The following is a 24083-nucleotide window of genomic DNA, read 5'->3' as shown; positions in this document are numbered from 1 at the left end:
GGCATCATCCGGTTCTGGCCCGCCCATGACGCTTGGTCGCTCCTCTGCTGTCGGTGGCGGCGAATCGGCGACGCCCGGGGGGTGAACTCGGGCCGTGACTTCTGGCGTGTGGTGCGCCGCCGGAAAGGGACTCCTTACCGATTCCTGGCCGTTCATGCGCCCCGTGTGCCCCCGTGTCGTGTGCCGTGCGTGGGGTGCCGACGTGCTGCCCGTCAGTCCAGTTGCGCGGCGAGTACGGCGATGTCGTCGTCCTTGGCGGTGCCGAATCGTTGCAGCAGATCGTCGCACAGCGCCTCCAAGTTGAGCGAGCCGGCCAAGGCGGCCCGGCGGAACTGTTCGAGTGTGATGTCGAGGTCCTTGGCCCGTTCCTCCACCAGGCCGTCGGTGACGAGCAGCAGCCGGGTTCCGGCCGGGACGTCCCGGGTGACCGCGGGCGGGTGGGGCAGGCCGAGGCCCAGCAGGGCGCTGTGCTCCGGGACGAACGCGGCCGTGCCGTCCGGGTACAGCAGCAGCGGGGGGATGTGGCCGCCGTTGGACACGTGGACGCGGCGGTTGCCGTGCTCGATCAGGACCATGCATACCGTCATGGTGATCCCCGGCCGCAGGCGTACCAGGAGGGTGTCGAGGCGCCGCAGGATCGTGCCCGGGTCATGGCCCTCGACGGCGTAGGCGCGCAGGGCGTGGCGGAGCTCGCCCATGACGGCGGCCGCCGCGAGGGAGTGCCCGACGACGTCTCCGATGGCGAGGAGGAGGCCGGCGTCGGTCTCGGTCGCTTCGTAGAAGTCGCCGCCGATCTCCGCCTGGTCGGTGGCGGGGAGGTAGCGCACGGCCAGGGTGGTGCCGGGAACCTCGGGAAGGCGCTCGGGCAGGAAGGTGCGCTGCAAGGTCAGTGCGAGGGAGTGCTCCTCGTTGTAGGTGCGCAGCGCCTCCAGCGACAGGGCGCAGGCCTGGGCCAGCTGCAGGAACAGGTCGCGGTCGTCTCCGGTGGTGACGGCGCCGGCCGGTACGGCCAGGCACACCGGTGGCCGCCCGCGCTTGGTCCGGGCCAGGACCACCGTGACGTCCTCGTCGACGGGCGCGTGGGGCAGCAGGCTGTTCCAGAGCGTCTGGGGGAGGGTGGTGAGGTCAGCTCCGGTGTCACTGCCCAGGGTGTGCTGGGTCAGCCGGACGAGGAGGTCCGCGCGGACCGGTCGGGACACCGGCTGCTGGTCGGCGGTCGCGCTGGTGTACACGGCCTGGCCCTGCGGGCTGAGGAAGACGGCGGACGCGGGGCTGCCCATGAGGGTGGTGGCGCCGGTGGTGGCCGCCTGGGCGAAGGAGTGGAAGCCTATCGCCCGGTACACCTCCAGCGTGGTGCGGTTCAGCGCGGTCAGCCGGGCCGCGAGGGACTCGGCTCGCCTGCGGGCGCGGGCGTAGCGCAGGGCGGCGGTCACGGTGGCGAGCAGCTCGTCGGGGTCGATGGGTTCGGTCAGGTACGCGTCGGCGCCGCGGTGCAGTCCCTGGATGCGGTCCGCGGCGGTGACGGCGCTGGCGGAGACGTGGATGACGGGGATGCCGGCCGTGTGCGGGGTGGCCTTGATGGCCTCGCACACCTCGTAGCCGCTCATGTCCGGCAGTCGCACGTCGAGTACGACGATCTCCGGTGCGGGGTCGGCGCCGGACGCCAGGATCGCCAGGGTCTCGGTGCCGTCGCCGGCCTCGACGACGGTGTGCCCGGCCCGGGTCAGCCAACTCGCGATGATGTAGCGGTTGGTCGCGTTGTCGTCCACCACCAGCACGACGGCGGGCGCACTGTCGGTTGCGATGTCGTCGTTCACCGGTCGTTCCCTTGCGCATGGTGCTGTTCGGAGGTCGGGTGCGGGGCCTGGGCCGCCGCTGGGCGGCCGATGAGTTCCGGCATCCGCACTTCGACGGTGGTGCCGCGGCCCGGGACGCTGTCGAGCGTCAGCACGCCGCCCAGCAGATCCGTCAGACGTCGCGCGTAGGGAAGTCCCAGGCCCGTGCCGGGCCGGCCGCGTTGATGGGGGCCGGGTACCTGGTAGAACTCCTCGAAGACGCGGACGTGCTGGTCGGCCGCGATGCCGATGCCGGTGTCGGTGACCGTGAAGACCAGCCACCGCTGCTCGTCGCGGACCTCGGCGCGCAGGTCCAGCCGGACCTCGCCGTGGTCGGTGAACTTCAGGGCGTTGGACAGCAGATTGCGCAGGACGCGGGTCAGCAGGATCTCGTCGGTCGCGATCCGGGGGGCGGGCGCGGGATCGGCGATCGTCAGGGTGACGTCGGGTGCGGCGGTGCCTCGCAGGGTGCCGTGGAGCTGGCCGAGCAGCACGCGCAGGTCGACCGGGGCAGGTTGGATCTGCAGTTGCCCGGATTCCGCCTTGGCGACGTCGAGCAGCTCACCGACCAGGGAGAGCAGGGTGTCACCCGAGGAGCCGATGAGGGACAACTGGCGGCGTTGGTCGTCGGTGAGGGCCGAGGTCTCGGACAGCAGCAGCCGGGTCAGCCCGACCACGGCGTTGACGGGGGTGCGCAGTTCATGACTGACATTCGCCCAGAAACGGCTCTTGGCTTCACTGGCATCGCTCAACTGCTGCGATTTGTCCTCCAGTTCCGCGTAGAGCGCCACCACACCCCGGTTGGTCTCCTCCAGTTCCTGCGACAGCTCGGTGTACAGCGCGAGGACCCCGCGGTTGGTCTCCTCCAGTTCCTCGTTGAGCCGCTGCAGCTCCTCCCGCTGGGCCCGGGTCTCCTCCAGGCTGGCGATCAGGTCGCGGGTCTGCGCCCGCAGGTCCTCCGCGACGGTGGTGCGGGCGTCGGCGCGCAGGGCGTCGCGCAGCCGGCCGCTCCAGTCCGCGGGGGCGGTGCCGGGCAGCGGTTGTTCCACCTCGATGCGGTGGCTGCCCGGTGTGTGGGCGATATGGGGCAGCAGGCGGGAGGCCAGGTCCAGCGAATCACGGGACGGTTCCGGGCCGCTGGTCCAGTGCAGCGTCACCAGTACCGCGGGCGAGGCGCCGGTGCGCGCGGTGAAGGTCACGGTGGCCGCGCCGCAGGGGAACCGGTCGCGGCCCAGTTCGCTGAGAGCGGTGGCCAGCCGCACCTGGTCCTGACGGTCCAGGCCGATGGCCGCGCCCAACGCCTGGGCCTGGCGGCGGAGCGCGAAAACGTCCTGCTCCGTGGCGAGCGGGAGCGTCAGCGGGTGCCAGGCCACCTCGTCGACGATCACCAGGACCCCTTGGCGACCACGATCCCGGCGTCGTCGCGGCGGACGGCCGCTTCACGCAGTACCTGTCCGGCGATGACCGTGGGGGAGTGCCGCAGCAGACCCGGCATGCTCTCCGGTGTCCACCGCTCGGTCAGGCCGTCGGAGTGCAGGACGAGCGCCGCGCCGGTCGGCAGCGGCTGTTCGAAGGTGCGCAGCGTCCGCATCTGGTGACCGACGATGCCCGGTGTGGACATCAGGGTGCTGCGGTGGTCGGGCGTGATGACGAAGCCGCTGACGTTGCCCACGCCGCAGAGCAGTACCCGGCCGGCGTCGGGTTCGATCCGGGCCACCGCCACGGCGCCGCCGCGCGTTCCCCGCAGCGCGAGGTGCAGGTCGCGGATGATGGCTTCGGGGTGCCGGGCCGGCGAGGCGCGGAAGGCCGCGACGGCCTTCGCCGCGACCAGGGCCGCGAGCGGGCCGTGCCCGAGCCCGTCGCAGAGCATGACCAGGATGGCGGCGTCGCCCGTCACCGTGAGCGGCTCGGCCGGCAGCCGAGGACGGCGGTCGGCCCACTCCTGGGGCAGGAGAGAGTTCTCGCGGCGCGGCGGCAGGCCGACGGCGGCGGGGATCGCGGCGCCGGTGTCGATGCGCGCGCACCACGCGTCGCCGCAGGATTCCTCGCCGCTGATGGGCCGGGTAAGGCCCGCGACCACGGGTTCACCGGCCGGTATGCCCCCCGTTCCGCCGGCCCGCGTGGCGGCGTCGCGGGGCCAGAACCGGGCGATCATGACGGTGCCGCGGCCGGGCAGCGAGTGGATGTCGAAGGAGTCCGCCAGCCGTGCCAGCGCGCCCAGCCCGATCCCCAGGGTGCCGGCCGTGGAGGTGCCGTCGGACATCGACGCCGTGACGTCGGCCATGCCCGGCCCGCTGTCCACGCTGACGAATTCCACCGCCGCGCTCGACGCGGTGCGGAGCACGCGCAGCAGAATCGCCCCGTCAACGGCGTGCCGTCGGAGGTTGGTCGCCGCCTCGGACACCGCCAGGGAGACCTCGGCCACCCGCTGATCGTTCAGGCCGATCCGGCGGGCCAGCGAGGCGGCCGCCCCGCGTGCGGTCGTGGGCAGCGCGTCGTCGTCGCGGAGCCACGCCACGTCCTCGCTGTCCAGAAGCGTCCATGCCGTCCGGGCCGTCATCGGGACCACTTGACGACGGTGACGGTGGTGCCCCGCCCGGCTTCGGTGTCCAGTTCGAACACGTCCACCAGGCGGCGTGAGCCGCTCAGGCCCAGCCCGAGGCCGCCTCCCGAGGTCCATCCGTCGGTCAGGGCGAGATCGATGTCGGGGATGCCGGGGCCGGAGTCCTCGAACACCGCGGCCACGCCCACCCTTCCGAGGGTGTCGCGGACCAGGCCGGCCTGGAGCGAGCCGCCGCCGCCGTACACGAGGGTGTTGCGGGCCAGCTCGCTGGCCGCGGTGATGAATTTGGTCTGGTCGACCAGGGAGAGTTTGCACTTCTGCGCCAGGGCCCGGACCAGCTGGCGAGCCCTGACGACGTCGTCGTTGGAGGCGATGGACTGGGTCTGCGACGCGTCGACGGCCGTCCACGGCCCGATCATGGCTGTGCCGTGCGCGATCGCTGCAGCAGGGCGAGGCCCTTCTCGAGGTCGAGCGCGGTGCGCACCCCGCCCAGGGACAGGCCCAGCTCGACGAGCGTGATGGCCACGGCCGGGCGCATGCCGACCACGACGGTCTCCGCGTCGAGCATGCGGGAGATCGCGGCGGTGGTGGCGAGCATCCGGCCGACGAAGGAGTCGACGATCTCGACGGCGGTGATGTCGATCACGACGCCGCTTGCCCCCCAGGTGACGATCCGGTCGGCGAGGTCCTCCTGGAGGTTCAGCACCGCCTGGTCCTCGAGATCCATCTGGATCGAGACCAGCAGGACATCACCGATCCGCAGGACCGGTACGCGTTCGCTCACCGTCGGCCGCCATCGCGGGCGACCAGGTCGGTGCCGGACTTGCGCAGGGCGTGGCGGAGCGCGTCCGCGAGCGTCGCCTTGGTCACGATGTCCCCGAATTCGATGCCCAGCGCCACGATGGTCTGCGCGATCTGCGGCCGGATCCCGGACACGGTGCACTCGGCGCCCATCAACTGGGCGGCCATGACGGTCTTGAGCAGGTGCTGCGCGACCTGGGTATCGACCGCGGGCACCCCCGTGATGTCGATGATGGCCTGCTCGGAACCGGTGTCGACCAGAGCCTGGAGCAGCTTCTCCATCACCACCTGGGTGCGGGCGGAGTCCAGCGTGCCGACCAGCGGTACCGCGAGCACCCCGTCCCAGAGCTTGACCACCGGGGTCGACAGCTCCAGCAGCTGGTCGGCCTGGGCGGAGATGATCTCCTCGCGGGTGCGCGCGTACGTCTCGATGGTGAACAGACCCAGCTGGTCCAGCAGACGGTTCATGCGCAGCAGGGCCCTGACGTCCTCCACGGAGCCGTCCTCCAGGAACGGCTCCAGAGCGGACTTCAGGCCGAAGACCCCGGCGGCGGTCTCCGACGGACTGAACCCCTGGCGCGCACGGTTGCGGGACAACTCGGTCAGCAGGGCTCGGACCTCGGAGAAGTCCTCGCCCGTGCCGTCCGTGGCCCCCTTGCGCAGGGCATCGAGGGTCGCCGCGTACAACTCGTGCAGCTCACGGTTGAGTTCGGCGGCGCTCACGCGCCCGCGCAGTGACGTCGACACACCGTCGATCCAGGCGGCGGTGATGCTCTCGCCGTCGGTCGACAGCAGCTCGACCAGCCGCTGCGGGGCGTTGTGCTCGACCACGATGGACCCTTTCCTCATAACAACAGTTTCTTGACAGCAACAGTGTCTTCCGCGCAGCGTACGACATATTCAGAACCGCACACGCCGATCGCAGGCGCCGGGAGACGGCCCCCCGGCCGCCGTCATTCCCCCCTTCCCAGGGCAAGGGGATTCAGTCGTCCCGCGCGGGATGAGGTTTGTCGCCCCTGCGCCACCGGTGGCTATGCTCGGGGTCCCCCGCCGTCAGAGGAGCCATGAGCGAGCCCGCACGCAACCTGCCCCAGCTGCTCGCCCAGGCCAAGCGCTGGTTCGAGGACGCGCTGCTCGCCAGCATGCAGGCCGCGGGTGAGCGCCCGGTGACCGCCGCCCAGGCCGGCGTCTTCGCCACCCTCGACGACGAAGGCACCTCCATCTCCGAACTGGCCCGCAGGATCGGTGTCACCCGGCAGACCGCCCACCAGGCCGTGCACAGCCTGATCGGCATGGGGCTGCTGGAGCAGGTGCCCGACCCCGCCTCGGGCCGCAGCAGCCTGATCCGTACCACCGCCGAGGGCACCCGCGTCCACCAGCGCGCCCTCGCCGCCATCTCCGTCATCGAAACGGTTCTCACCGAGCGCATCGGCAGTACCGACGCCACCGCGCTTCGCGCGGCCCTCACCGCGCCATGGGGCGAGCCGCCCCTCGTCGACGCTCACTGACGCGCCGCGGGCCTGCCGTCCGCCACGAGGCCGCGGGCGAAGGCGAGGGAGCGCGTGAAGATCTCCTCCACCTGGGCATCGGGGAGCCCGTGCCACCCGTGGTCGGCGCCCGGTACCGTCCACAACTCGACCGGGGAGCCGGCCGTCTCCAGGGCCTGCGCGAGGGATTCGCTGTGGGAGCGGGCCACCATGCTGTCCGCTTCGCCGTGGACGAGAAGGAACGGCGGCGCGCCGGGGCGGACCTGGGCGAGAGGGCTGGCCGCGCGGGCGCGCTCCGGGGCGGCGGCCGGGGCGGCGCCGAGCAGCAGCGCCTCGGGGGTGGCGGCGTCCTCGGGCGCGAAGGCGCCCCGTGCGGTGGTCAGGTCGCTCGGGGCATACCAGATCACGGCGCCGACCGGTGCGGGGTCGGTGGGGGTCAGCGCGAGGAGCGAGGCGAGGTGGCCGCCGGCGGACTCTCCCCACACCACCGTCCGCCCGGTGTCGACGCCCAGGTCCGCGGCGCGCAGGGTGAGCCACCGCAGTGCGGCACGCAGATCGTCGAGCGGGGCCGGGAAAACGGCCTCGCCGCTGAGGCGGTAGTCGGCGCAGGCGACCACGAAGCCCGCGGCCGCGAGCCGTGCGAACGGCCGGGGAGACCAGTCGCGCGTGCGCAGGCCCATGTCGTCGCGTCGACCTCGGCGCCAGGCGCCGCCGTGCACGAACAGCACGAGCGGACGACGTCCCGCGGGCCGGCCCTCGGGCAACCACAGGTCGAGTTCCAGTGGCCGGCCGCCCGCGACCTCGCGGTACGGCACACCCCGCAGTTCGCGTACGCCCGGCTCGCTCGCGGGCGGCAGCGGGGCGTGGTCGGGATGGGGTGCGGCGATCACTTGCCGGTTCGAAGGCCCCGTCGCGCCGGTGGCCGTCATCGGGCGCGCCACTGGTGGTCGGGAAGGAAGCGCACGTCGTACTGCTGGGGGACGCAGCCGAACTTGTGGGGTGCCGGGACGACGGGCTCGGTCGGCAGGCCGAGGCGCTCCGCGGGGGCGCCGAGGTTTTCGAAGAACCGCTCGAAGGTGCCGCCGGGGCCGGCGGCGACGCCGACGACCTGACTGTGGTGGCGCTCCATGCGGTAGGCGTGCGGGCAGTTCTTGGGTACGAAGCCGAAGTCGCCGGGCGTCAGCAGCTTCTCCTGCTGGTTTCCTTCGGTGTCCTCGACGAACAGCCGGACCGCGCCTTGGGTGATGTAGAAGACCTCGTGGGTTTCGGGATGCATGTGTGCCGGTATCAGCTCGCCCCTGGGGCCCTCGACGGTGAAGAAGTTGAACATGTTCTCCGTCTGCTCGCCGCCCGCGTAGATGGTGATCAGGTCACCGAACAGGTGGGCGCGGTCCCCTTCGCCCTTCTCGATGAAGTAGGGCTTCCCGGGTTCCGCGGGAATGCGTGAGGCCGTGCGGTAGCGGGTGGCGTACTCGATGGTCATGCGGTCTCCCTGGATCAACCTGCGCACCGAACGTCAGGTAGCCTGACATAGGGAAAGGCCGGTAATCAAGAGCGAGCGCGGGCACGGAGGCGGGGACCGGGACGACCCGGTCCCGCGCAACCTCACGCGTAGTGGCGGTAGACGGCCTGGGCGACGCAGGCCGGCTTGTCGCTGCCCTCGACCTCCACGGTGAAGGTCAACGGCATCTGGACGCCGTTGCCCCTGACGTCCTGCACGGCGCCGACCGCGCCGTGCAGGCGGATGTCGGCGCCGACCGGGACCGGGCTGGGGAAACGCACCTTGTCCAGGCCGTAGTTGACGCTCATGGAGACGCCGGTGATGTCCAGCAGCTCGTTGAAGAGCGGGATGATGAGGGCAAGGGTCAGGTAGCCGTGGGCGATGGGGCCGCCGAAGGGGCCGTCCTTGGCCTTCTCCGGATCGGTGTGGATCCACTGGTGGTCGTCGGTGGCATCGGCGAAGGTGTTCACCCGCTCCTGGGTGATCCGACGCCAGTCGGTGCGGCCGAGGTCGGCTCCGCTGAGGGCCTTGAGCTCGTCGAGGCCGTTGGCAGTGGTGCGCATGGGAGATCCTTTCGATGGCGAACGCGGGTGAAGGGCGCGTGATCACGAGGTCGGGTGGTCGGCGGAACGGCCCGCGCAGGAGTCGCGCAGGGCGGGTTTGATGATCTTTCCGGAGGCGGTGCGGGGCAGGGCGCCCAGGAACACCACGGACTTGGGGATCTTGTACTTGGCGAGTCGGTCCCGCAGGTGGTCGAGGAGGTCGTGCTCCTCGGCGCGGGCCGAGGGGTGCAGGACGACGACGGCGCGGCCGACTTCGCCCCAGGCCGGGTCGGGCACCCCGATGACCGCGCATTCGGCGACGGCGGGGTGTCCGAGGAGGGCGTCCTCGATCTCGGCGGGGTAGACGTTCTCGCCGCCCGAGATGTACATGTCCTTGACCCGGTCGACGATGTAGGCGTAGCCGTCCTCGTCCGTCCGGGCGATGTCACCGGTGCGCAGCCAGCCGTCGTTGGTGACGGCCGCCGCGGTGTCGTCCGGTCGGCCCCAGTAGCCCGTCATGACGTTCGGGCCGTGCACGAGGATCTCGCCGCGTCGGCCCGGTGGGGCGTCGTGACCGTCGGGCAGCACCACGCGGGTGTCGGTGAAGAAGTGCGGAACGCCCGCGGAGCCGGCCTTGGCCGAGGTCTGCTCCCGGTCCAGGTAGAGGATTCCGGGGGACGCCTCGGTCATGCCGTAGCCCTGGCTGAAGGCCAGTCCGCGTTCCAGGTACGTGGCGATGGTGCGGGCCGGGACCGGCGCGCCGCCGCAGTTGAGGCTGCGCAGACTGGACAGGTCGGTGTCCGCCCAGCGCGGGCCGGCGGCCATGGCGTCGTACATCGTGGGAACGCCGAACATGTAGGTCACGCGCTCGCTCGCGATGAGCCGCAGCACCCGGTCGGGGTCGAACGCGCCGAGCAGCAGCACCCGTCCGCCCTTGAGGAGGGTGGGCAGGCACGTCATGTTGAGGCCGGCGGTGTGGAAGAGCGGGGCGACGGCCAGGGTCACCTCGTCCGCGGCCAGATCGGTGTCGACGAGGACGTTGACGCTGTTCCAGATGATGTTGGCGTGGGACAGGACTGCGCCCTTGGGCCGGCCCGTGGTCCCGGAGGTGTACATGATCATGCAGGGGTCGTCGGGGACGGTGCTCACGTCCAGCGCCCCGGTCCCGCCGCCGGCCAGCAGGTCCTCGTAGCCCAGGACCCCGGGCCCGGCTCCGTCGAGGGCGATGCGGTGGCGTACCGCGGACTCCGCCGCGGCCGCTGCCGAGACCTCGGCCTGTTCCGGAGCGTGGACGAGTACGGTGCTGCCCGAGTCGGCGAGGTTGTAGGCCAGCTCCGGCGCCGTCAGGCGGGTGTTGAGCGGCACGAAGACGGCGCCGAGCGCTCCGGCGGCGAACAGCGTCTCCACGAAGGCCGGATGGTTGACGCCCAGGTAGGCGACCCGGTCACCGCGGCCCGTGCCCAGGGCGCGCAGGGCGTGGGCGAGACGCAGAACCCGTTCGTGCAACTGCCGGTAGGTCAACGTGCGGCCCTCGTGGACGAGGGCGATCCGGTCGGGCGTCTTCCGGGCCCGGCGCGCCGGCCAGGAGCCGATGCCTTGGTTCAACACGAGAGGCTCCTTCAGTCCTTGAGCAGACCGAGCAGGCGGGCGGCGTTCTCCTTGAGGATCTTCGGCCGCACCTCGGGCCTGATGTCGAGCTTCTCGAAGTCGGCGAGCCACCGGTCGGGTGTGATGACGGGGTAGTCGGAGCCGAAGAGGACCTTGTCCTTGAGCAGGGTGTTGGCGTACCGCACCAGTTGCGGCGGGAAGTACTTCGGTGACCAGCCGGACAGGTCGATGTAGACGTGCGGCTTGTGCGTGGCGACCGCCAGCGCCTCGTCCTGCCAGGGGAAGGACGGATGGGCCAGGATGATCCGCAGGTGGGGGAAGTCCACGGCGACGTCGTCGATCATCATGGGGTTGGAGTACTTGAGCCGTATCCCGCCACCGCCCGGGACACCCGCGCCGATGCCGGTCTGGCCGGTGTGGAACAGCGCCGGTACGCCGAGTTCCTCGATGGCCTCGTACAGCGGATAGGCCGGCGGATCGTTGGGGGCGAAGGCCTGGATGCTGGGGTGGAACTTGAAGCCCCGCACCCCGTGCTCCTCCACCAGGCGCCGCGCCTCGCGCACTCCGGCCCGGCCCTTGTGCGGGTCGATGCTGGCGAACGGGATGAGGACATCGGCGTGCGCGGCACAGCTCTCGGCGATCTCCTCGTTGGCGATCCGCGGGTGCCCGGTGGCGTGTTCGGCGTCCACGGTGAACACGACCGCGGCCATGTGGCGCTCGCGGTAGTGGTCGGCCATCTCGTCGATGGTGGGCTGCCGGTGCCCGTGGGCCTTGAAGTAGTCGGCGGAGGCGCCGAACAGTTCGGGGCTCAGCGCGCCGTGTCCGTCCTTGGAGACCTCGGCGTGGGTGTGCATGTCGATGGCGGTCAGTCGGTCGAGGTCGAGCTTGAGGTCGCTCATCTCAGGCTCCCGGTGCCTGGGGAGCGGGGATGCCGTACGTCTCCGGCTCGGCGCCGACGCCGCCGTGCCACGCGGCGGCGATCGCGTCCGCGCTCCAGCCGCCGTCGGCGAAGGCGACCGCCTTCTCCCGGGGGTGCGCCCACAGGGCCAGCCGGTCACCACCGATGCCGATGGCCTGGCCGGTGATGTCGCCGGAGGCGTCCGAGGCCAGGAAGGTGATCAGCCCGGCGACGTCCTCGACGGTGCCCAGGCCCTCGTCCTTGCGCAGCCAGTCCGGCAGCGGCTCTCCGGTGCGCTCGGACTCTGCGATGACCGGGGCGAAGGCCGGAATGGTCCTGGTCATCTCGGTGGCCGCGACGGGGACGACGGCGTTGACGGTGATGCCGGCCCTGGCCAGTTCCATCGCCCAGGTCCGTGCCATCGCGACGATGCCCGCCTTGGCGGCGGCGTAGTTCGTCTGACCGAAGTTGCCGCGCTGCCCGGCGGGCGAGGAGATCAGGACGAGGCGGCCGCCGGTTCCCTGCTCGCGCATGCGTACCGCCGCTGCCCGGGCGCAGGCGAAGGTGCCGCGCAGATGGACCTTGACGACGGCGTCGAAGTCGTCGTCCGTCATCTTCCACAGCACCCGGTCGCGCAGGATGCCCGCGTTGGTGACGAGTACGTCCAGCCGGCCGAACTCCTGCACCGCCGTGTCGACCAGCCGCTCGGCGGCCTCGCTGTCGCCCACCGCGGCCACGACTCCGGCCGCCCTGCCCCCGTCGGACGTGATGGCGGCGACGGCGGCGCCGACCACATCCGCGTCGACGTCGTTGACGACGACGCAGGCTCCGGCGGCGGCCAGCGCCCGGGCGTAGCCCAGGCCCAGCCCGCGTCCGCTGCCGGTGACGACGGCGACTTTCCCGTGCAGATCCATTCCTCGCACCTCTCGTGTGGGGCGGGTGCCGACCGCGTCGGCCCCCAGGGTTGATCGACAGGAATCCTGATGAACGGCAGTGTTCTCGATCAACAGGTTTCCTGTCAATGGCCTAAGGTGGGCCCTCACCGGTGGCGGTGAGATCCAGTGGAGGAACGACATGGCCCAACCAGCGCGGACGACGACCTCCGGAGGGCGAACGTGAGCCCTTCGCTGCTCTATCTGGTCAAGCGCACCGAACTTGTTGTCCGGGCGCGCCTCGAGGAAATGCTCAAGCCCGCCGGCATCACGGCGCTGCAGTACACGGCCCTGACGGTGCTGGAGCGGCACAACGGGGTGTCCGCCGCGCAGCTCGCCCGGGACTCCTTCGTGACGGCCCAGTCGATGTCCGACATGGTGCGCGCGCTGGAGACCCGCGCTCTGATCCGTCGCGAACTCAACCCCGGCAACCGCCGGGAGCGGCTCATCCTGCTCACCGGCGCGGGGCGCGCCCTGCTGGCCGAGTACGCCGAGCCGGCCAGGAAGCTCGAGGAGCGCATGGTCGGGGAACTCGACGCGGAGGAGGCCGAGCGTTTTCGCGACGCCCTGAACCGTGCGTGGCGCGCGCTGTCCTGACGCGGGCCGCGCACGCCGGCCCGCGCGGCCGCCGGTGATCGGTACGGCCGATCACCGGCGCTCCGCCGCTACCCCAGTGCGTACACGCGGATGACGACCACGTCGTCGCCGTCGGGGCGCGCCAGCCCGACGAAGACCGTCCCGGTCAGCCACCGGTGCGCCGGCGCGTCCGTCCTGAAGACCGGGGACGTGCGGTAGTAGTGGCCGGCTTCGGAGACCTGCAGGTCTCCGTCGTACTGGTCCGGGCTGTCCGCCTCCGGCCGGTAGTAGCCGCGGTTCGCGATGTCGATCACCGCGCCGTCCTCGGCCTGGATGAGGTAGCGGGCGTCGAGTTCGCAGACCTTGCCGCGCGTGCTGCTCCAGTCGCCACCGCCCGCGAGCACCTTCCCGCGGAGCAGGGGGCCGTCCACGCTGCCTCCGGTGATGGGGGTGAACTCGGTGACTTCTCCGTCCCCGTGTCCGATGTGCAGCGTCTGGGCGACATGGGCGCGGATCTCGAACGCGAAGGTGAGTGCGGGAGTGAGAGGCACGGTCGTGCTCCTTTGGGTGAGGGGGGGGGCTCGGTGCCCGGTGTCGTCGCTGGTGACAGGCCGGGGCCTGGCCGCGCTCGAGCCCCGAAGGGGTGCGGTGAGGCCTCGTGAGATGGATGCGCCGGGGCCTTGACTCGTTAGCTCATCAGATGCGAGCGTGACATGCAACAGTGTTATATGACGTTCGTTTATCACGGCGCGCCGGCATGTCCCGCGTCCCGATCGCGAGCGTTCCTCCCTTCCTCCCCCTCGGCAAGGAGCATCAGCCATGGCTGCGAAGAGACCGGTGCTGACGGTGCTCATGAGCGTGGGTCTGCTGGCCACCGCGGCCTGCACCTCCGCCTCGACAGACGGCAGCGGTGCGGGCAGGCCCGACCGACTCACCACCACGACGGTGCCCGGCCCCGCCGGCGTCGACCGCGTCACCTGGGCCCTGCCCTACGGGGAGCCCACGACCCTGGACCCGGCCAGGACGGGCGACTACTCGCCCCAGACCGTCGAAGCGAACCTCTGCGACACGCTGACGCGGATGAACGCGGACTTCTCCCTCAGCCCCGGACTCGCGTCCAAAGTCACCTGGACCGACGACCGGACCCTGGTGCTGGAACTGCGGTCCGACGTGACGTTCTGGGACGGTTCACCCATGACGCCGCAGGACGTGATCTACAGCCTGGAACGGCAGCGGGACCCGAAGACCCAGGCGCTGTACGGCAACTACCTCGCCAAGGTGACGTCGATCAAGGCCACCGGAGCGCACCAGGTGACGCTGCGGACCAGCACGTACGACCAGACACTGCCCAAGGCGCTGTCGACCTCGTTCGGCGCGGTGAACCAGAAGGCGTACACCGAGAAGACCGGCGCCGCCTACGGCACCGCCAAGGGCGGCCTCATGTGTACGGGGCCGTTCGAACTGGGCTCATGGAAGTCGGGCACCAGCATCGCCCTGCAACGCAACGACGCCTACTGGGACACGGCACTGAAGCCGAAGGCCAAGCAGGTCGACTTCACGTTCATCACCAACAGCAACACGCTGACCAGCGCCCTGCTCTCCGGTGACGTGGACGGCACCTACGAGCTGCCGCCCAGCAGCGCCACGGCATTGTCCAAGGCCGGCAACGGCGCGATCCACCTCGGCCCCTCGACGCAGAACGTCCTGCTGATCCCCGCCAACGCCGAGTCCCCGGCCGCCGACCGCCGGCTCCTGGACTCCCTGTCGCAGGTCATCGACCGCGACGCGCTGATCAAGAACGTGTTCGGCGGCGACGCCACCACTTTGAAGTCACTCGTCCCACCGCTCACCTGGAGCGGCGACCAGGCCGCCGACCAGTTCGACGCGGCCTACGCGGCCCTGCCGGCCGTACCCCAGCCGGATCCGGAGGGCGCCAAGCGGCTGCTGGCAGAGGCGGGGCCGGTGCCCCGGCCGCTGGTGGCAGCCATTCCCGCCGGTGACCAGAGGGGGCTGCAGGCGCTGACCTTCATCCAGGCCGCCGCCAAGCAGCTGGGTGTCGACATCCGGATCAGACAACTCCAGCCGATCGAGATGTCGTCGCTGTTCTACGACCCGTCCGTCCGCAAGGGCCTCGACCTGATCCTGACCTTCGGCTACGTGGCCATGCCCGACCCGGCGTCCTACGTGGCGGAGAGTGTGACCCCGGGCGGCATCTTCAACTGGACGAAGTACGACAACCCCGAGGTGACCCGTCTGCTGACCGAGGCCCGCACTTCCTCCGACCCCGCGGCGTCGGCCAAGGCCTACACCGCGGCCCAAGCCCTCTTCACCCCCACCACCCCGGTGATCTACCTCGCCACCACGCACGAACGGATGTTCATGAACAAGCGCCTCAGCGGCGCGCCCACATCCTTCGCCTATATGGGCATGCCGTGGGCCGCCCAGCTCGGCGGCACCGGCAAGTGACGTGCGCACTTTCACCTCGAAGGAGACAACGATGACCGACACCCCGGGCGATTCGCCGCTGTGGGACCGTTCCGCCGCTGAGCTGGCAGCGGGAATCCGCGACAAGTCCTTCTCCGCGACCGAGGTCGCCCAGTCGTTCCTCGCCCGAATCGACGCGACCAACCCGGCGCTCAACGCCCTGGTGGACCTCCGCCCCGAGGAAGCCCTCGCCCAGGCGGCGGCCGCGGACGCGGCGGTCGCCGCCGGCGAGGACCTTCCGCCGCTGCACGGCGTCCCGGTCGCTACCAAAATCAACACCTCGCAGCGCGGCTACGCCAGCTCGCACGGCGTCGCGGCCTGGGCCGGCGCCATCGCACCGCAGGACGCCGCGTGCGTGGCCGCGCTGCGCGACGCGGGCGCCAACCTCATGGGCCGCAGCAACAGCCCGGCCTTCGCCGTACGGTGGTTCACCGCCAACGACCTGCACGGCAGGACACTCAACCCGTGGGACGGCGCGCACACCCCCGGCGGATCGTCCGGCGGCGCCGCCGCCGCGGTCGCGGCCGGCATGGTGCCAATCGCGCAGGGCAACGACATCGGCGGCTCCGTCCGCTTCCCCGCCTACTGCTGCGGCGCGGTCGGCCTGCGCCCGACGATGGGGCTGGTCTCCGGCTCGGAACCGCGCGGAGCCGAGGAGTTCGACAGCCCGCTGTCCTTCCAGACCATGGCCGTCCACGGCCCGCTCGGCTGGACCGTCAACGACGTGCGGCTCGGGCTGCACGCCATGGTGACCCCGGACCTCCGCGACCCGGTCGGCCTCCCACTGCGGCCGCCGTTGGGCGGGCCCGGACTCGTCAAGGTCGCCCTCGTGCGTGATGTCGGCCTGGCCAAGCCCCACCCCGCCGTGAACGCCGCCCTCGACGACGCGGCACGGTGGCTGAGCGAGACGGGCCACGACGTGGAGGAGGTCGAACTCCCGCTGCTCGGCGAGGCGGCCCGGCTGTGGTCGCTGCTGCTCTACGAGGAGCTGCGCACGATGATGCCGGAGATCGAACGCTTCGGTGACGACGCGGTACGCGTCTCCCTCGCCTCCTCGTTCGCCGCCGCCGCGGAGACGTGGGGCGAGCGGCCCACCCTGGACGCGTACATCAAGGGCTACGCCCGGCGAGGCACGCTCATCACCCGCCTCCAGCAGTATCTGGGCACGGACCGGATCCTGATGACCCCGGTGGCGGCGGAGCCGCCGTTCGAGCAGGACGCCGACCTGGCCGGCGACGCCCGGGTGCGGGAACTGCTGGCCGCCCAGTGGCCCATGCAGGCCGTACCGGTCCTCGGATTCCCGGCGATGTCGGTCCCCACCGGCATCCGCGACGGGCTCCCCTCCGGGGTGCAGCTGATCGGTGGACGCTTCCGGGAGGACACCCTGCTCCATGTGGCCACCGACATCGAAGCCAGGGCCCGGCGCACGCGGCCGGCCCTGGCCGGCTGACACTCCGTCCGCGCCCTCCGTACCGACGTTCGCACCCCCGGCGGCTTCCCTACCGCCGGGGGCACGAACGTCCGCGTCAGAGGCGCGCGCTCAGCAGCATGGGTTGCGGGAGGCGCTGCCCGGCGTAGTTGAACGCGCCGCTGACCGTCACCTCGCGCCCGGCGGCGGAGACCTTCCACGGCGCGTACGTCGTTCCGTCCGCCGTCAGCGGGAAGCCCAGTGAGGTCACTCGGGTGCCGGCCACCCGCAGCGCGTAGCCGCTGTCGCGGTCGACGGTGTTCCCGACGGCGACGATGCCGTCGCGCGTCGTGGCCAGGCCCGTCAGAGGGCCGGCGTCGGGGGGCCCGTCCAGGCGCGTCCACGTCCGGCCGTTCCAGTGCATGATCAGCGCGTGGCCACGGTCGTTCTCGTCCAGGAGGGTGCGTCCCACCGCCCACACATCGTGCGGCCCGTTCGCGGCGACATCGTTGAACTCGCCGTACAGGCCGCCGTAGGGAGGAGTCGGCAGCGCGGTCCAGGAACGCCCGTCGTAGTGCAGAACGACAGGCCGGTCGTCATCGCCGTACCCGCTGCCGACCGCCCAGACGTCCTTCGGGCCGGACGCCGAGATTGCGTTGAGCCCCCAGTTCGCGTACTGCTCGGGCAGGGCGACGCGGTGCCAGGCGTGCCCGTCCCAATGCTCGATGAGGCCCTCCTGGTGGTCGATGATCTGGGACGGACCGCCGTCCGGATCGGGGATCCGCCGGTCGATTACCTGTGCCCAGCCCGCCGCCCACACGTTGTCCGGTGTGACCGCGTCGACGCTCAACAGCCCGCCGCTGACCGAGTTCGCCGGCATGGGCGCCGGCTTGACCCGCCACGTACGCCCGTCCCAGTGCTGCGTCATCGCCGGCTCACCCTCGAAGCCGGCGTCACCGACCAGCCACGCGTCGCGGGCCGAGGTCGCCGCCAGGGCGTTGACCCGGCCGGCCGCGCCGGGCGCGGTCGGCATCTCGGTCCACGGCCCGTCGCGCCGGTCGTCGTGCGTGTAGACGACGGGCTGGAACGACATGACGCCGTCCTCGTCGGCCAGCCGGAAGCCGGCCGTCCACGTGGTGTGCGCGTCGGGTCTGATCGCACCGGTCAGGACGGTGTCGCCGCCCGGCAGCTTTGCCGCGCTCCAGCGCGGCGTGGCCGCGTCGGACGCGGGGGCCGCCACGGCGGACGCGGGCAACCCCCCGCCGATGACGAGCGCGGACACCGCGCCGATGAGCAGAGCCCGTACCCCTGTGCCGACAACCACGTCGCATCCCCCCAGCCTCGGGGTGCGATACCCCGTCCCCCTTAAGACGCGCGACCCGGGCGACAATGTTGCATCCTGCGTCGGTGGGCCGTGGCCCCTCACCACCGGAACTCACCGTCGTAGAGGCGCCGGTGCCACCACGCGCCGTGCCACCACAGGCGCCGGTGGGCGAGCGGGTCGGGCAGGGTCCGGCGGCGCAGCTCCGCGTCCAGACCCGCCACCACGCGCCCGAGTTCCGCGCGGGAGGGCTGCGGCAGCGCATGCAGCGCTTCCCGCAGGATGTCCCGGGCGTTCGCCATGTCGACGAGCGAGGACCCCGGGTGGGGGGAGACCGCGAAGCACAGGTCCAGGAAGCGGCCGGGCTGTCGCAGGAACGCCCGGTAGTTCCGGAGCGCGGCTTCCACCGCCCCGTCCCACAGGCCGTCCCACAGTCCGGGCCAGGAGTCGTCGTGCTCGCGCTCCACGCGCTGGATCTCGGCGCAGGTGCGCTCGGAGAGCCCGGGAATTCGATCGGTCCACGGACCCCAGACGGGCGGGGCCGGATGTTCGGCGCGCAACGCGCCGGGCCGCCTACGCGGCATGGGCCTTTCGGTCGACCATCATGCACGCGATCATGCCGCACGCCCGAACAGCCCACAAGGCCCACGGCCGCCCCCGAAGCTCAGGCCGCCGCCTCGCGCGACCGCCTGCGAGGGGTCCAGCCGGGTTTCGGGATGGAGGCGACGAGGCGCTGGGTGTAGGGGTCCTGCGGGTCGTTGAGGACGGCGGCGACGGGGCCGTGTTCGACGACCTGCCCGGCCCGCATCACCAGCACGTCGTCACTGATGTGGCGGACCGCCCCGAGGTCGTGCGTGATGAACAGCAGCGCGGTTCCGAGGCTCGCGCGGATGTGGGCGAGCAGGGCGAGGATCTGTGCCTGGATCGACACGTCCAGCGCCGCGATCGCTTCGTCGAGGACCAGCACCCGCGGCTCGGCGGCCAGCGCGCGGGCGATGGCGACGCGTTGTCGTTGGCCACCCGACAGTGCTCTGGGCAGTGACCGTGCCTGCCGGTCGTCCAGGCCGACCATGTCGAGCAGCTCGCTCACCCGGGCCTGGAGGGCGGACGGGGGCAGGGGGCGGTGGAGCCGGACCGCTTCGGCGACCGCGTCCGCCACCCGCTGCCGCCGGTCGAGCGACGCGTACGGGTCCTGGAAGACCAGCTGGATCTGCCGGCCGTGGGTGCGCCGCTCCCGCGATCGGGTGCGTCCGGGCCGCCGTTCGTCGCCGGCGACGACGATGCGGCCCGCGCTGGGGGTCTCGACGCCGGCGAGCATGCGGGCGGTGGTGGTCTTGCCGGATCCCGACTCGCCCACGATCGCGAGTGATCCGCCCTCGCGCAGTGAGAAGGTGATGTCGTCCACCGCGACGAAGTCACCGAACACCTTGCGCAGATTGCTGACTTCAAGCATGCCTGCCGACCTCCTCGGACGAGAGCGTGTGGGGGAAGTGACACGCCGCCGTGCCGTCGCCGGTGGGGCGCGGCCGCGGCCGGTCACCGCGGCACAGATCCTGTACGCGGGGACATCGGTCGCCGAAGGCGCATCCCACGGGAGCCTCGAAGCCGGACAGCGGCCTGCCGGCGATGGAACGCAGTTCGGTGTCGTTGCCGAGCGACGGGCGGGACGCGAGCAGTGCGCGCGTGTACGGGTGGGCGGCGCTGTCCCGCAGGTGATCGGCGGGGAGTTCCTCGACGGTCGACCCCGCGTACATCACCACGACCCGGTCGCACACGGCGGCGGCCAGTTCCAGGTCGTGGGTGATGAAGAGCAGGGCGAGCCCGCGGGCCGCCCGGGTCTCGCCGATGATGGCCATCACCTCCTCCTGCGTGGTCACGTCGAGCGCGGTGGTCGGCTCGTCGGCGAGCAGCAGCCGCGGTTCGGCGGCCAGCGCCGCGGCGATCATCACGCGTTGCAGCAGCCCGCCGGACAGTTCGTGCGGACGCTGGCGCATCCGCCGGCCGGCGTCGGCGATGCCGACCTCCCGCAGGATCGCGGTGACCTTCGTGACGGCCTCGGCGGCCGGTGCGCCGCGTGCGGTGGTCAGCCCCTCGATGAGGAAGTCGCCGACGCTGCGGGCCGGATTGATGTGTGCCCGCGGGTCCTGGAAGACCATGGCGACGTCGGACGCGCGGAAGGCGCGCAGGCGCTGCGGTGTCATCGTCGGAACGGATTCGCCGGCGAAGAGCAGGTCCCCGTGGACGCGGGCGCCGGGCGGCAGGAGCCCCATGACGGAGCGGGCCGTCAGGGACTTGCCCGATCCGGACTCGCCCACCAGGGCGACGGCCGCTCCTTCGGTGATGTGCACGTCGGCGCGGTGGACGACGGTGCGCGCGGCTCCGTCGAGGGGGAGATCGATCCTGAGCCCGTTGATCTCGAGCAGGGGTGGTGCGGTCATGCGGGCCCTCCGAGCGGACGTCGGGAAAGTCCCGTTCCCAGCAGGTTGAAGGCGACCACGACGATCAGGATGACGAGGCTCGCGTAGAGCGACTCCTGCGGTTGGCCGGCCAGGATCGAGGGGGCGCCGTTGGAGACCATCAGTCCCCATTCGGGGTCCGGCGGCTGGCTGCCCAGCCCGAGGAAGGAGATCGCGGCGACGTCGAGCAGGGCGTATCCGAAGCCGATGGTGGCCTGGACGAGCACCAGGGGCAGGAGGTTGGGCAGCAGGTGGCGGAGCCAGATGCGGGTGGTGGAGGCGCCGAGGAGTTGCAGCGCGGAGATGTACGGCAGCCGTCGTTCGGTGATCGCGGCTGATCGTACGACCCTGGTGATCAGCGGCAGGTACGCGATCGACAGGGCCACGATCGGCGCGGTGAGGCCGGCGCCGAAGACGGCGGCGGCCAGCACGGCCATGATCAGTCCCGGGAAGCCGAACACGACGTCGAGGGCGCTCGAGACGCACCGGTCGAGCCACCCGCCGAACCAGGCCGCGCACAGCGCGAGCAGGGTGCCGAGCGTGGTGGAGACCGTGACCACCACGGCAGGGGCCGCGAGGCTGGCGCGGGCACCGCTGATCAGCCGGGACAGGAGGTCGCGTCCGGTGTCGTCCGTCCCGAGGAGGTGGGTCGCGGACGGACCGGCGTGGACGCTCAGCGCGTCGACGGCGTTGGGGTCGTGCGGGGTGATCAGCGGCGCGAGGACGGCCAGCAGGAAGAACAGCGAGACGATGCCCGCGGCGCCGAGCGTCACATGATCGCGCGGGCGTCCGGGCCGCGGTTCGGTGCCGGGGGCGCGGGCGGTTCGGGCGAAGAGGGTGGTGGTCATCGGGCGCCCTTCTGTGCGGTGCGGGGGTCGAGGGCGGCGCTGACCAGGTCGACGAGGGTGTTGATGACGACGAACACGACCACGAAGAGCAGGGACACGGCCTGGACCACGGCCATGTCCTGCTTGGAGGCCGCCTCGATCATGAGGGCTCCCAGCCCGCCGGTGCCGAAGGCCTGCTCGGCGACGGCCGCGGTGGCGATGAGACCCGCGATGCCGACGCCGGACACGGCGAAGATGGGGCCGGAGGCGTTGTGCAGCACGTGCCGCCGGATCACGATCCGTTCCGGCACACCGCGACTGCGGGCGGTGTCGACATGCTCCGCGCGCAGTTCCGCGCGGACCGCGGTCCTGGTGACCTGGGCGACGTAGCCGATCCAGGTCATCGCCAGCGCGACGGCGGGCAGGGTCAGGTGCGCGAGGGTGCCGGTGAGGCCCTCGCCCGCGCCGTAGACGGGGAACCAGGGCAGTTGGACGGCGAAGAGCCAGATGAGCAGGACCGACATGACGAAGGTGGGGACGGCCATGGCGCCCGCCGTCAGCGTGATGGTCAGCGTCTCCGTGCGTCCGCCGCGCAGGGCGGCGAGGGTGCCGATGGCGGTGCCGATCGTGAGGACCAGGACGGTCGCGTAGCCGACCAGCGCGAGGGTGGCACCGGCCCGTGCGGTGATCAGGTCGGCGACGGTGTCGCGGTAGACGAGGGAGGTACCGAAGTCACCGCGCAGGCAGCCGCTCAGCCAGTGCCAGTACCCCTGGAGGAACGGGTCGTCCAGGTGGTACGCGCGGTGGATTGCGGCCAGGACCTGCGGGTCGGGTTGGCGGCTGCCGCCGACCAGCAGGGTGGCGGGGTCGCCGGGGGTGAGGAACATCGCCCCGTAGATGGCCAGGCTGGAGACGAGGACGGTCACGACGAGGGTGGCCAGCCGGGTCGCGACGAAGTGGAGCGTCATCGCGCACCACCGTGTCCGGTGCGGCGGATCTCGTGGAGCGGGCGGCGCGCGGCCGTGTCGGGCGCGGTGGGAACGGGGCGCAGAGGAAGCATGGGCCCTCCAGGAAGGGGGCTATTCGCCGCTGTCGGGCAGGATGGTCAGGTGCAGGCGTGAGGGGTGGGTGGATCCGGTGCGCAGGGTCTGCAGACTCGCCTTGGGGGCGGTCGTCAGCCACGGGTTCTCCCGCGAGCCCGAGTTGGGCAGGTGGTTCGGGAAGTCGCTGCCGGCGATCACCAGCGCGAGCCGGTGGCCCGGACGGAGCCGGTAGCCGGTGTGACCGAGGTCGATCCGCGCTTCTCCGGGGGCGTCGGCCTGGACGCAGCCGCGCACGATCAACCGGGCCGCGCCGTCGGGCGACAGGTCCAGGAGACGGACGAAGACGTCGAAGGTGGGCGCGGTGCTCTCGACGTGCAGGACCGCTTGCACGGGGCCCGCCAGGTCGAGCGGGGTGTCGCGGACCGCGGAGGTGAAGACGAGGACGTCGTCCCGGTCGGCGGTGGGGCGCTCGTCGCGATGGTCACGCAGTTGCAGGAAGGTGTCGGTCGCGGCGGACGGCACGAGGTTGTCGGGGTCGTAGCGCCAGGCCGTGGACTGTGCTTCCGCGGCGGGGTGTTCGGCGAGGAGGCCGCCGGGTACCGGGCCCGTGGCGGATCGCGGTTCCGCCAGATGCAGGGCGGTCCGCGTCGCCTGCGGGGGAGGCCAGGCGGTCGACGTGCGCCAGCCGACGTGTCCGAGCTTCCAGCGCACCCGGGAAAGTGCCTCGGGTGCGGCGGTGCCCTTGAGGAAGACGTCGAAGAACTCCAGCGCCGGTTCGGTGTAGGTGTCGAGCACGCGCTGCAACGCGGTGTCGTCGAGCAGGTGGTCCGCGTCGGGGGAGACCGGGGCGTTCTCCAGGAAGTAGTTCTCGTGGTCGATCGCGTCGGCGACCAGGTACTGCAGGGCCGCCCAGCCGGGGCGTCCGGCCAGCTCGGTGTAGTCCCGCATGTGGGCGATGCCGAGGTTGTCGAACCAGCCCACGCAGTGCAGGACGGGCACCGGCCGGGCGTCGTAGGGGTGAGGGCCGTTGTAGGCGGGCAGCGGGATGTCGCCGACGACCAGGTCGAAGCCGGCCGAGCGTTTGCCGATGGCCGCGAACGCCTCTTCGTAGGCGGCGATCAGGGGGCGCTTGGTGAGGTCGGCGGTGAAGTCGTAGCCGTCGTTGTCCACCCAGACGTGTGCCTGGTAGTCGGCCCCTTCCAGCCACAGCGGCTGCGGACCGGAGCCGGGATCGTAACTGGCCACACCGGGGCCATTGTTGGTGCTGGTCACCCGGGGGACGATGGCGCGCAGGGCGGGGTGCTGACTGGAGACCGCCGACCACTGCGTGAAGCCGTAGTACGAGTCGCCGAACATGCCGACGATCCCGTCCGACCAGGGCTGACGGGTGACCCACTCGATGGTGTCGTACCCGTCGTCGACCTCGCCGGTCCATCCGAGCGTGACGCCCTGCGAGCGGAACTTGCCGCGAACGTCCTGGACGACCATGACGTATCCGCGCGCCGTGAACCGCTCGGCGATCTTCTCGAAGAAGACGTACCGGCTGTTCTTGTCGTACGGCAGGCGCACCAGCACGGTCGGCGCGGGGCCGGTCGCGGCGCCGGCGCCGTACACGTCGGTCGCCAGCAGTACCCCGTCGCGCATACGCACCATGTGCTGCCGCGCGTGCGGGGGCGCGGGCTGGGAGGTGACACGCTGAACGGCAAGGCTCATGGGCCCTCCAGGAAGAAGAACTTTAAGAAAACAACGTGATATAACAGCGTTGCATCTGAATGTGTTCAGCGTCAACCCCCCCTCTGAG

Annotated in this window: 24 protein-coding genes; 4 read left to right on the top strand and 20 right to left on the bottom strand. The window is 71.5% G+C overall.

All coding sequences use genetic code 11. From position 1 onward, the window contains the following. Nucleotides 1-212: 212 nt before the first annotated feature. Genes O3X23_RS11130 through O3X23_RS11105 form a run of 6 tightly spaced genes read right to left on the bottom strand, consistent with a single transcriptional unit; the run spans nucleotide 213 to nucleotide 6030 of the window. A complete protein-coding gene (locus O3X23_RS11130; RefSeq protein ID WP_269271122.1) occupies nucleotides 213-1817 on the bottom strand; it encodes a fused response regulator/phosphatase in 1605 nt (534 codons plus the stop codon). Further along, a complete protein-coding gene (locus O3X23_RS11125) occupies nucleotides 1814-3223 on the bottom strand; it encodes a sensor histidine kinase (protein WP_269271121.1) in 1410 nt (469 codons plus the stop codon). Before O3X23_RS11125 ends, O3X23_RS11130 begins: the two co-directional genes overlap by 4 nt. Continuing rightward, entirely contained in the window at nucleotides 3220-4395 is a 1176-nt protein-coding gene (locus O3X23_RS11120) for an ATP-binding SpoIIE family protein phosphatase (protein WP_269271120.1), read from the bottom strand. The genes O3X23_RS11125 and O3X23_RS11120 overlap by 4 nt, the downstream gene beginning before the upstream one ends. Continuing rightward, the gene (locus O3X23_RS11115; protein WP_269271119.1) at nucleotides 4392-4817 is read right to left on the bottom strand and encodes an ATP-binding protein; all 426 of its coding nucleotides are present in this window, start codon (nucleotides 4815-4817) and stop codon (nucleotides 4392-4394) included. The genes O3X23_RS11120 and O3X23_RS11115 overlap by 4 nt, the downstream gene beginning before the upstream one ends. After that, the gene (locus O3X23_RS11110; RefSeq protein ID WP_269271118.1) at nucleotides 4814-5182 is read right to left on the bottom strand and encodes an STAS domain-containing protein; all 369 of its coding nucleotides are present in this window, start codon (nucleotides 5180-5182) and stop codon (nucleotides 4814-4816) included. The genes O3X23_RS11115 and O3X23_RS11110 overlap by 4 nt, the downstream gene beginning before the upstream one ends. Next, complete coding sequence (locus O3X23_RS11105) at nucleotides 5179-6030, bottom strand: STAS domain-containing protein (protein WP_443047823.1); 852 nt, start codon at nucleotides 6028-6030, stop codon at nucleotides 5179-5181. The genes O3X23_RS11110 and O3X23_RS11105 overlap by 4 nt, the downstream gene beginning before the upstream one ends. Before the next feature lie 233 nt (nucleotides 6031-6263). Between O3X23_RS11105 and O3X23_RS11100 the strand changes: the two genes are divergently transcribed. Continuing rightward, a complete protein-coding gene (locus O3X23_RS11100; protein ID WP_269271116.1) occupies nucleotides 6264-6707 on the top strand; it encodes a MarR family winged helix-turn-helix transcriptional regulator in 444 nt (147 codons plus the stop codon). Here the strand turns inward: O3X23_RS11100 and O3X23_RS11095 are convergent. The 6 genes from O3X23_RS11095 to O3X23_RS11070 form a co-directional block, all read right to left on the bottom strand. Beyond that, complete coding sequence (locus tag O3X23_RS11095; RefSeq protein WP_269271115.1) at nucleotides 6701-7576, bottom strand: alpha/beta hydrolase; 876 nt, start codon at nucleotides 7574-7576, stop codon at nucleotides 6701-6703. The genes O3X23_RS11100 and O3X23_RS11095 overlap by 7 nt on opposite strands. A gap of 35 nt (nucleotides 7577-7611) precedes the next feature. Further along, nucleotides 7612-8169: a quercetin 2,3-dioxygenase gene (locus tag O3X23_RS11090; RefSeq protein ID WP_269271114.1), complete on the bottom strand. Its 558-nt coding sequence runs from the start codon at nucleotides 8167-8169 to the stop codon at nucleotides 7612-7614. A 122-nt stretch (nucleotides 8170-8291) separates the two neighbouring features. After that, nucleotides 8292-8750, bottom strand: a complete 459-nt coding sequence (locus tag O3X23_RS11085; RefSeq protein WP_269271113.1) for a MaoC family dehydratase — start codon at nucleotides 8748-8750, stop codon at nucleotides 8292-8294. Nucleotides 8751-8792: 42 nt separating this feature from the next. Next, entirely contained in the window at nucleotides 8793-10337 is a 1545-nt protein-coding gene (locus tag O3X23_RS11080; RefSeq protein ID WP_269271112.1) for an acyl-CoA synthetase, read from the bottom strand. 11 nt (nucleotides 10338-10348) lie between these two features. Next, a complete protein-coding gene (locus O3X23_RS11075; protein ID WP_269271111.1) occupies nucleotides 10349-11236 on the bottom strand; it encodes an amidohydrolase family protein in 888 nt (295 codons plus the stop codon). Between the two features lies 1 nt (nucleotide 11237). Then, the gene (locus tag O3X23_RS11070) at nucleotides 11238-12149 is read right to left on the bottom strand and encodes an SDR family oxidoreductase (protein WP_443047819.1); all 912 of its coding nucleotides are present in this window, start codon (nucleotides 12147-12149) and stop codon (nucleotides 11238-11240) included. A gap of 267 nt (nucleotides 12150-12416) precedes the next feature. On the opposite strand from O3X23_RS11070, the gene O3X23_RS11065 reads away from it, so the two are divergent. Beyond that, a complete protein-coding gene (locus O3X23_RS11065; protein WP_269271190.1) occupies nucleotides 12417-12764 on the top strand; it encodes a MarR family winged helix-turn-helix transcriptional regulator in 348 nt (115 codons plus the stop codon). 68 nt (nucleotides 12765-12832) lie between these two features. Here O3X23_RS11065 and O3X23_RS11060 read toward each other — a convergent pair whose 3' ends face one another. Next, a complete protein-coding gene (locus O3X23_RS11060) occupies nucleotides 12833-13294 on the bottom strand; it encodes a DUF3237 domain-containing protein (RefSeq protein ID WP_269271110.1) in 462 nt (153 codons plus the stop codon). Between the two features lie 268 nt (nucleotides 13295-13562). On the opposite strand from O3X23_RS11060, the gene O3X23_RS11055 reads away from it, so the two are divergent. Further along, nucleotides 13563-15209: an ABC transporter substrate-binding protein gene (locus O3X23_RS11055; RefSeq protein WP_269271109.1), complete on the top strand. Its 1647-nt coding sequence runs from the start codon at nucleotides 13563-13565 to the stop codon at nucleotides 15207-15209. A gap of 31 nt (nucleotides 15210-15240) precedes the next feature. Beyond that, nucleotides 15241-16677, top strand: a complete 1437-nt coding sequence (locus O3X23_RS11050; RefSeq protein ID WP_269271108.1) for an amidase — start codon at nucleotides 15241-15243, stop codon at nucleotides 16675-16677. Nucleotides 16678-16753: 76 nt separating this feature from the next. Here O3X23_RS11050 and O3X23_RS11045 read toward each other — a convergent pair whose 3' ends face one another. The 7 genes from O3X23_RS11045 to O3X23_RS11015 form a co-directional block, all read right to left on the bottom strand. Further along, nucleotides 16754-17959 (bottom strand): hypothetical protein, encoded by a 1206-nt coding sequence (locus O3X23_RS11045; protein WP_269271107.1) that lies wholly within the window; start codon nucleotides 17957-17959, stop codon nucleotides 16754-16756. Nucleotides 17960-18057: 98 nt separating this feature from the next. Next, entirely contained in the window at nucleotides 18058-18540 is a 483-nt protein-coding gene (locus O3X23_RS11040) for a hypothetical protein (RefSeq protein ID WP_269271106.1), read from the bottom strand. Nucleotides 18541-18620: 80 nt separating this feature from the next. Further along, nucleotides 18621-19409, bottom strand: coding sequence for an ABC transporter ATP-binding protein (locus O3X23_RS11035; RefSeq protein ID WP_269271105.1), 789 nt, complete (start codon nucleotides 19407-19409; stop codon nucleotides 18621-18623). After that, complete coding sequence (locus O3X23_RS11030; protein WP_269271104.1) at nucleotides 19402-20394, bottom strand: ABC transporter ATP-binding protein; 993 nt, start codon at nucleotides 20392-20394, stop codon at nucleotides 19402-19404. The genes O3X23_RS11035 and O3X23_RS11030 overlap by 8 nt, the downstream gene beginning before the upstream one ends. Then, entirely contained in the window at nucleotides 20391-21260 is an 870-nt protein-coding gene (locus O3X23_RS11025) for an ABC transporter permease (protein ID WP_269271103.1), read from the bottom strand. Before O3X23_RS11025 ends, O3X23_RS11030 begins: the two co-directional genes overlap by 4 nt. Continuing rightward, complete coding sequence (locus tag O3X23_RS11020; RefSeq protein WP_269271102.1) at nucleotides 21257-22207, bottom strand: ABC transporter permease; 951 nt, start codon at nucleotides 22205-22207, stop codon at nucleotides 21257-21259. The genes O3X23_RS11025 and O3X23_RS11020 overlap by 4 nt, the downstream gene beginning before the upstream one ends. Before the next feature lie 111 nt (nucleotides 22208-22318). Next, complete coding sequence (locus O3X23_RS11015) at nucleotides 22319-23995, bottom strand: CocE/NonD family hydrolase (protein ID WP_269271101.1); 1677 nt, start codon at nucleotides 23993-23995, stop codon at nucleotides 22319-22321. Nucleotides 23996-24083 lie beyond the last annotated feature (88 nt).

Origin of the sequence: Streptomyces sp. H39-S7 (assembly GCF_027158205.1) — a bacterium.
GTDB lineage: Bacteria > Actinomycetota > Actinomycetes > Streptomycetales > Streptomycetaceae > Actinacidiphila.
Note: the sequence above shows the minus strand (reverse complement) of the source record. Positions and strands in the feature narration are given on the sequence as shown.

Excerpts from the sequence above, each read along its gene's own strand:
- O3X23_RS11120 (WP_269271120.1), bottom strand. The coding sequence starts at position 4,395 with ATGACGGCCCGGACGGCATGGACGCTTCTGGACAGCGAGGACGTGGCG.
- O3X23_RS11115 (WP_269271119.1), bottom strand. The coding sequence starts at position 4,817 with ATGATCGGGCCGTGGACGGCCGTCGACGCGTCGCAGACCCAGTCCATC.
- O3X23_RS11100 (WP_269271116.1), top strand. The coding sequence starts at position 6,264 with ATGAGCGAGCCCGCACGCAACCTGCCCCAGCTGCTCGCCCAGGCCAAG.
- O3X23_RS11090 (WP_269271114.1), bottom strand. The coding sequence starts at position 8,169 with ATGACCATCGAGTACGCCACCCGCTACCGCACGGCCTCACGCATTCCC.
- O3X23_RS11085 (WP_269271113.1), bottom strand. The coding sequence starts at position 8,750 with ATGCGCACCACTGCCAACGGCCTCGACGAGCTCAAGGCCCTCAGCGGA.
- O3X23_RS11075 (WP_269271111.1), bottom strand. The coding sequence starts at position 11,236 with ATGAGCGACCTCAAGCTCGACCTCGACCGACTGACCGCCATCGACATG.
- O3X23_RS11070 (WP_443047819.1), bottom strand. The coding sequence starts at position 12,149 with ATGGATCTGCACGGGAAAGTCGCCGTCGTCACCGGCAGCGGACGCGGG.
- O3X23_RS11065 (WP_269271190.1), top strand. The coding sequence starts at position 12,417 with ATGCTCAAGCCCGCCGGCATCACGGCGCTGCAGTACACGGCCCTGACG.
- O3X23_RS11055 (WP_269271109.1), top strand. The coding sequence starts at position 13,563 with ATGGCTGCGAAGAGACCGGTGCTGACGGTGCTCATGAGCGTGGGTCTG.
- O3X23_RS11050 (WP_269271108.1), top strand. The coding sequence starts at position 15,241 with ATGACCGACACCCCGGGCGATTCGCCGCTGTGGGACCGTTCCGCCGCT.
- O3X23_RS11040 (WP_269271106.1), bottom strand. The coding sequence starts at position 18,540 with ATGCCGCGTAGGCGGCCCGGCGCGTTGCGCGCCGAACATCCGGCCCCG.
- O3X23_RS11035 (WP_269271105.1), bottom strand. The coding sequence starts at position 19,409 with ATGCTTGAAGTCAGCAATCTGCGCAAGGTGTTCGGTGACTTCGTCGCG.
- O3X23_RS11030 (WP_269271104.1), bottom strand. The coding sequence starts at position 20,394 with ATGACCGCACCACCCCTGCTCGAGATCAACGGGCTCAGGATCGATCTC.
- O3X23_RS11025 (WP_269271103.1), bottom strand. The coding sequence starts at position 21,260 with ATGACCACCACCCTCTTCGCCCGAACCGCCCGCGCCCCCGGCACCGAA.
- O3X23_RS11020 (WP_269271102.1), bottom strand. The coding sequence starts at position 22,207 with ATGACGCTCCACTTCGTCGCGACCCGGCTGGCCACCCTCGTCGTGACC.
- O3X23_RS11015 (WP_269271101.1), bottom strand. The coding sequence starts at position 23,995 with ATGAGCCTTGCCGTTCAGCGTGTCACCTCCCAGCCCGCGCCCCCGCAC.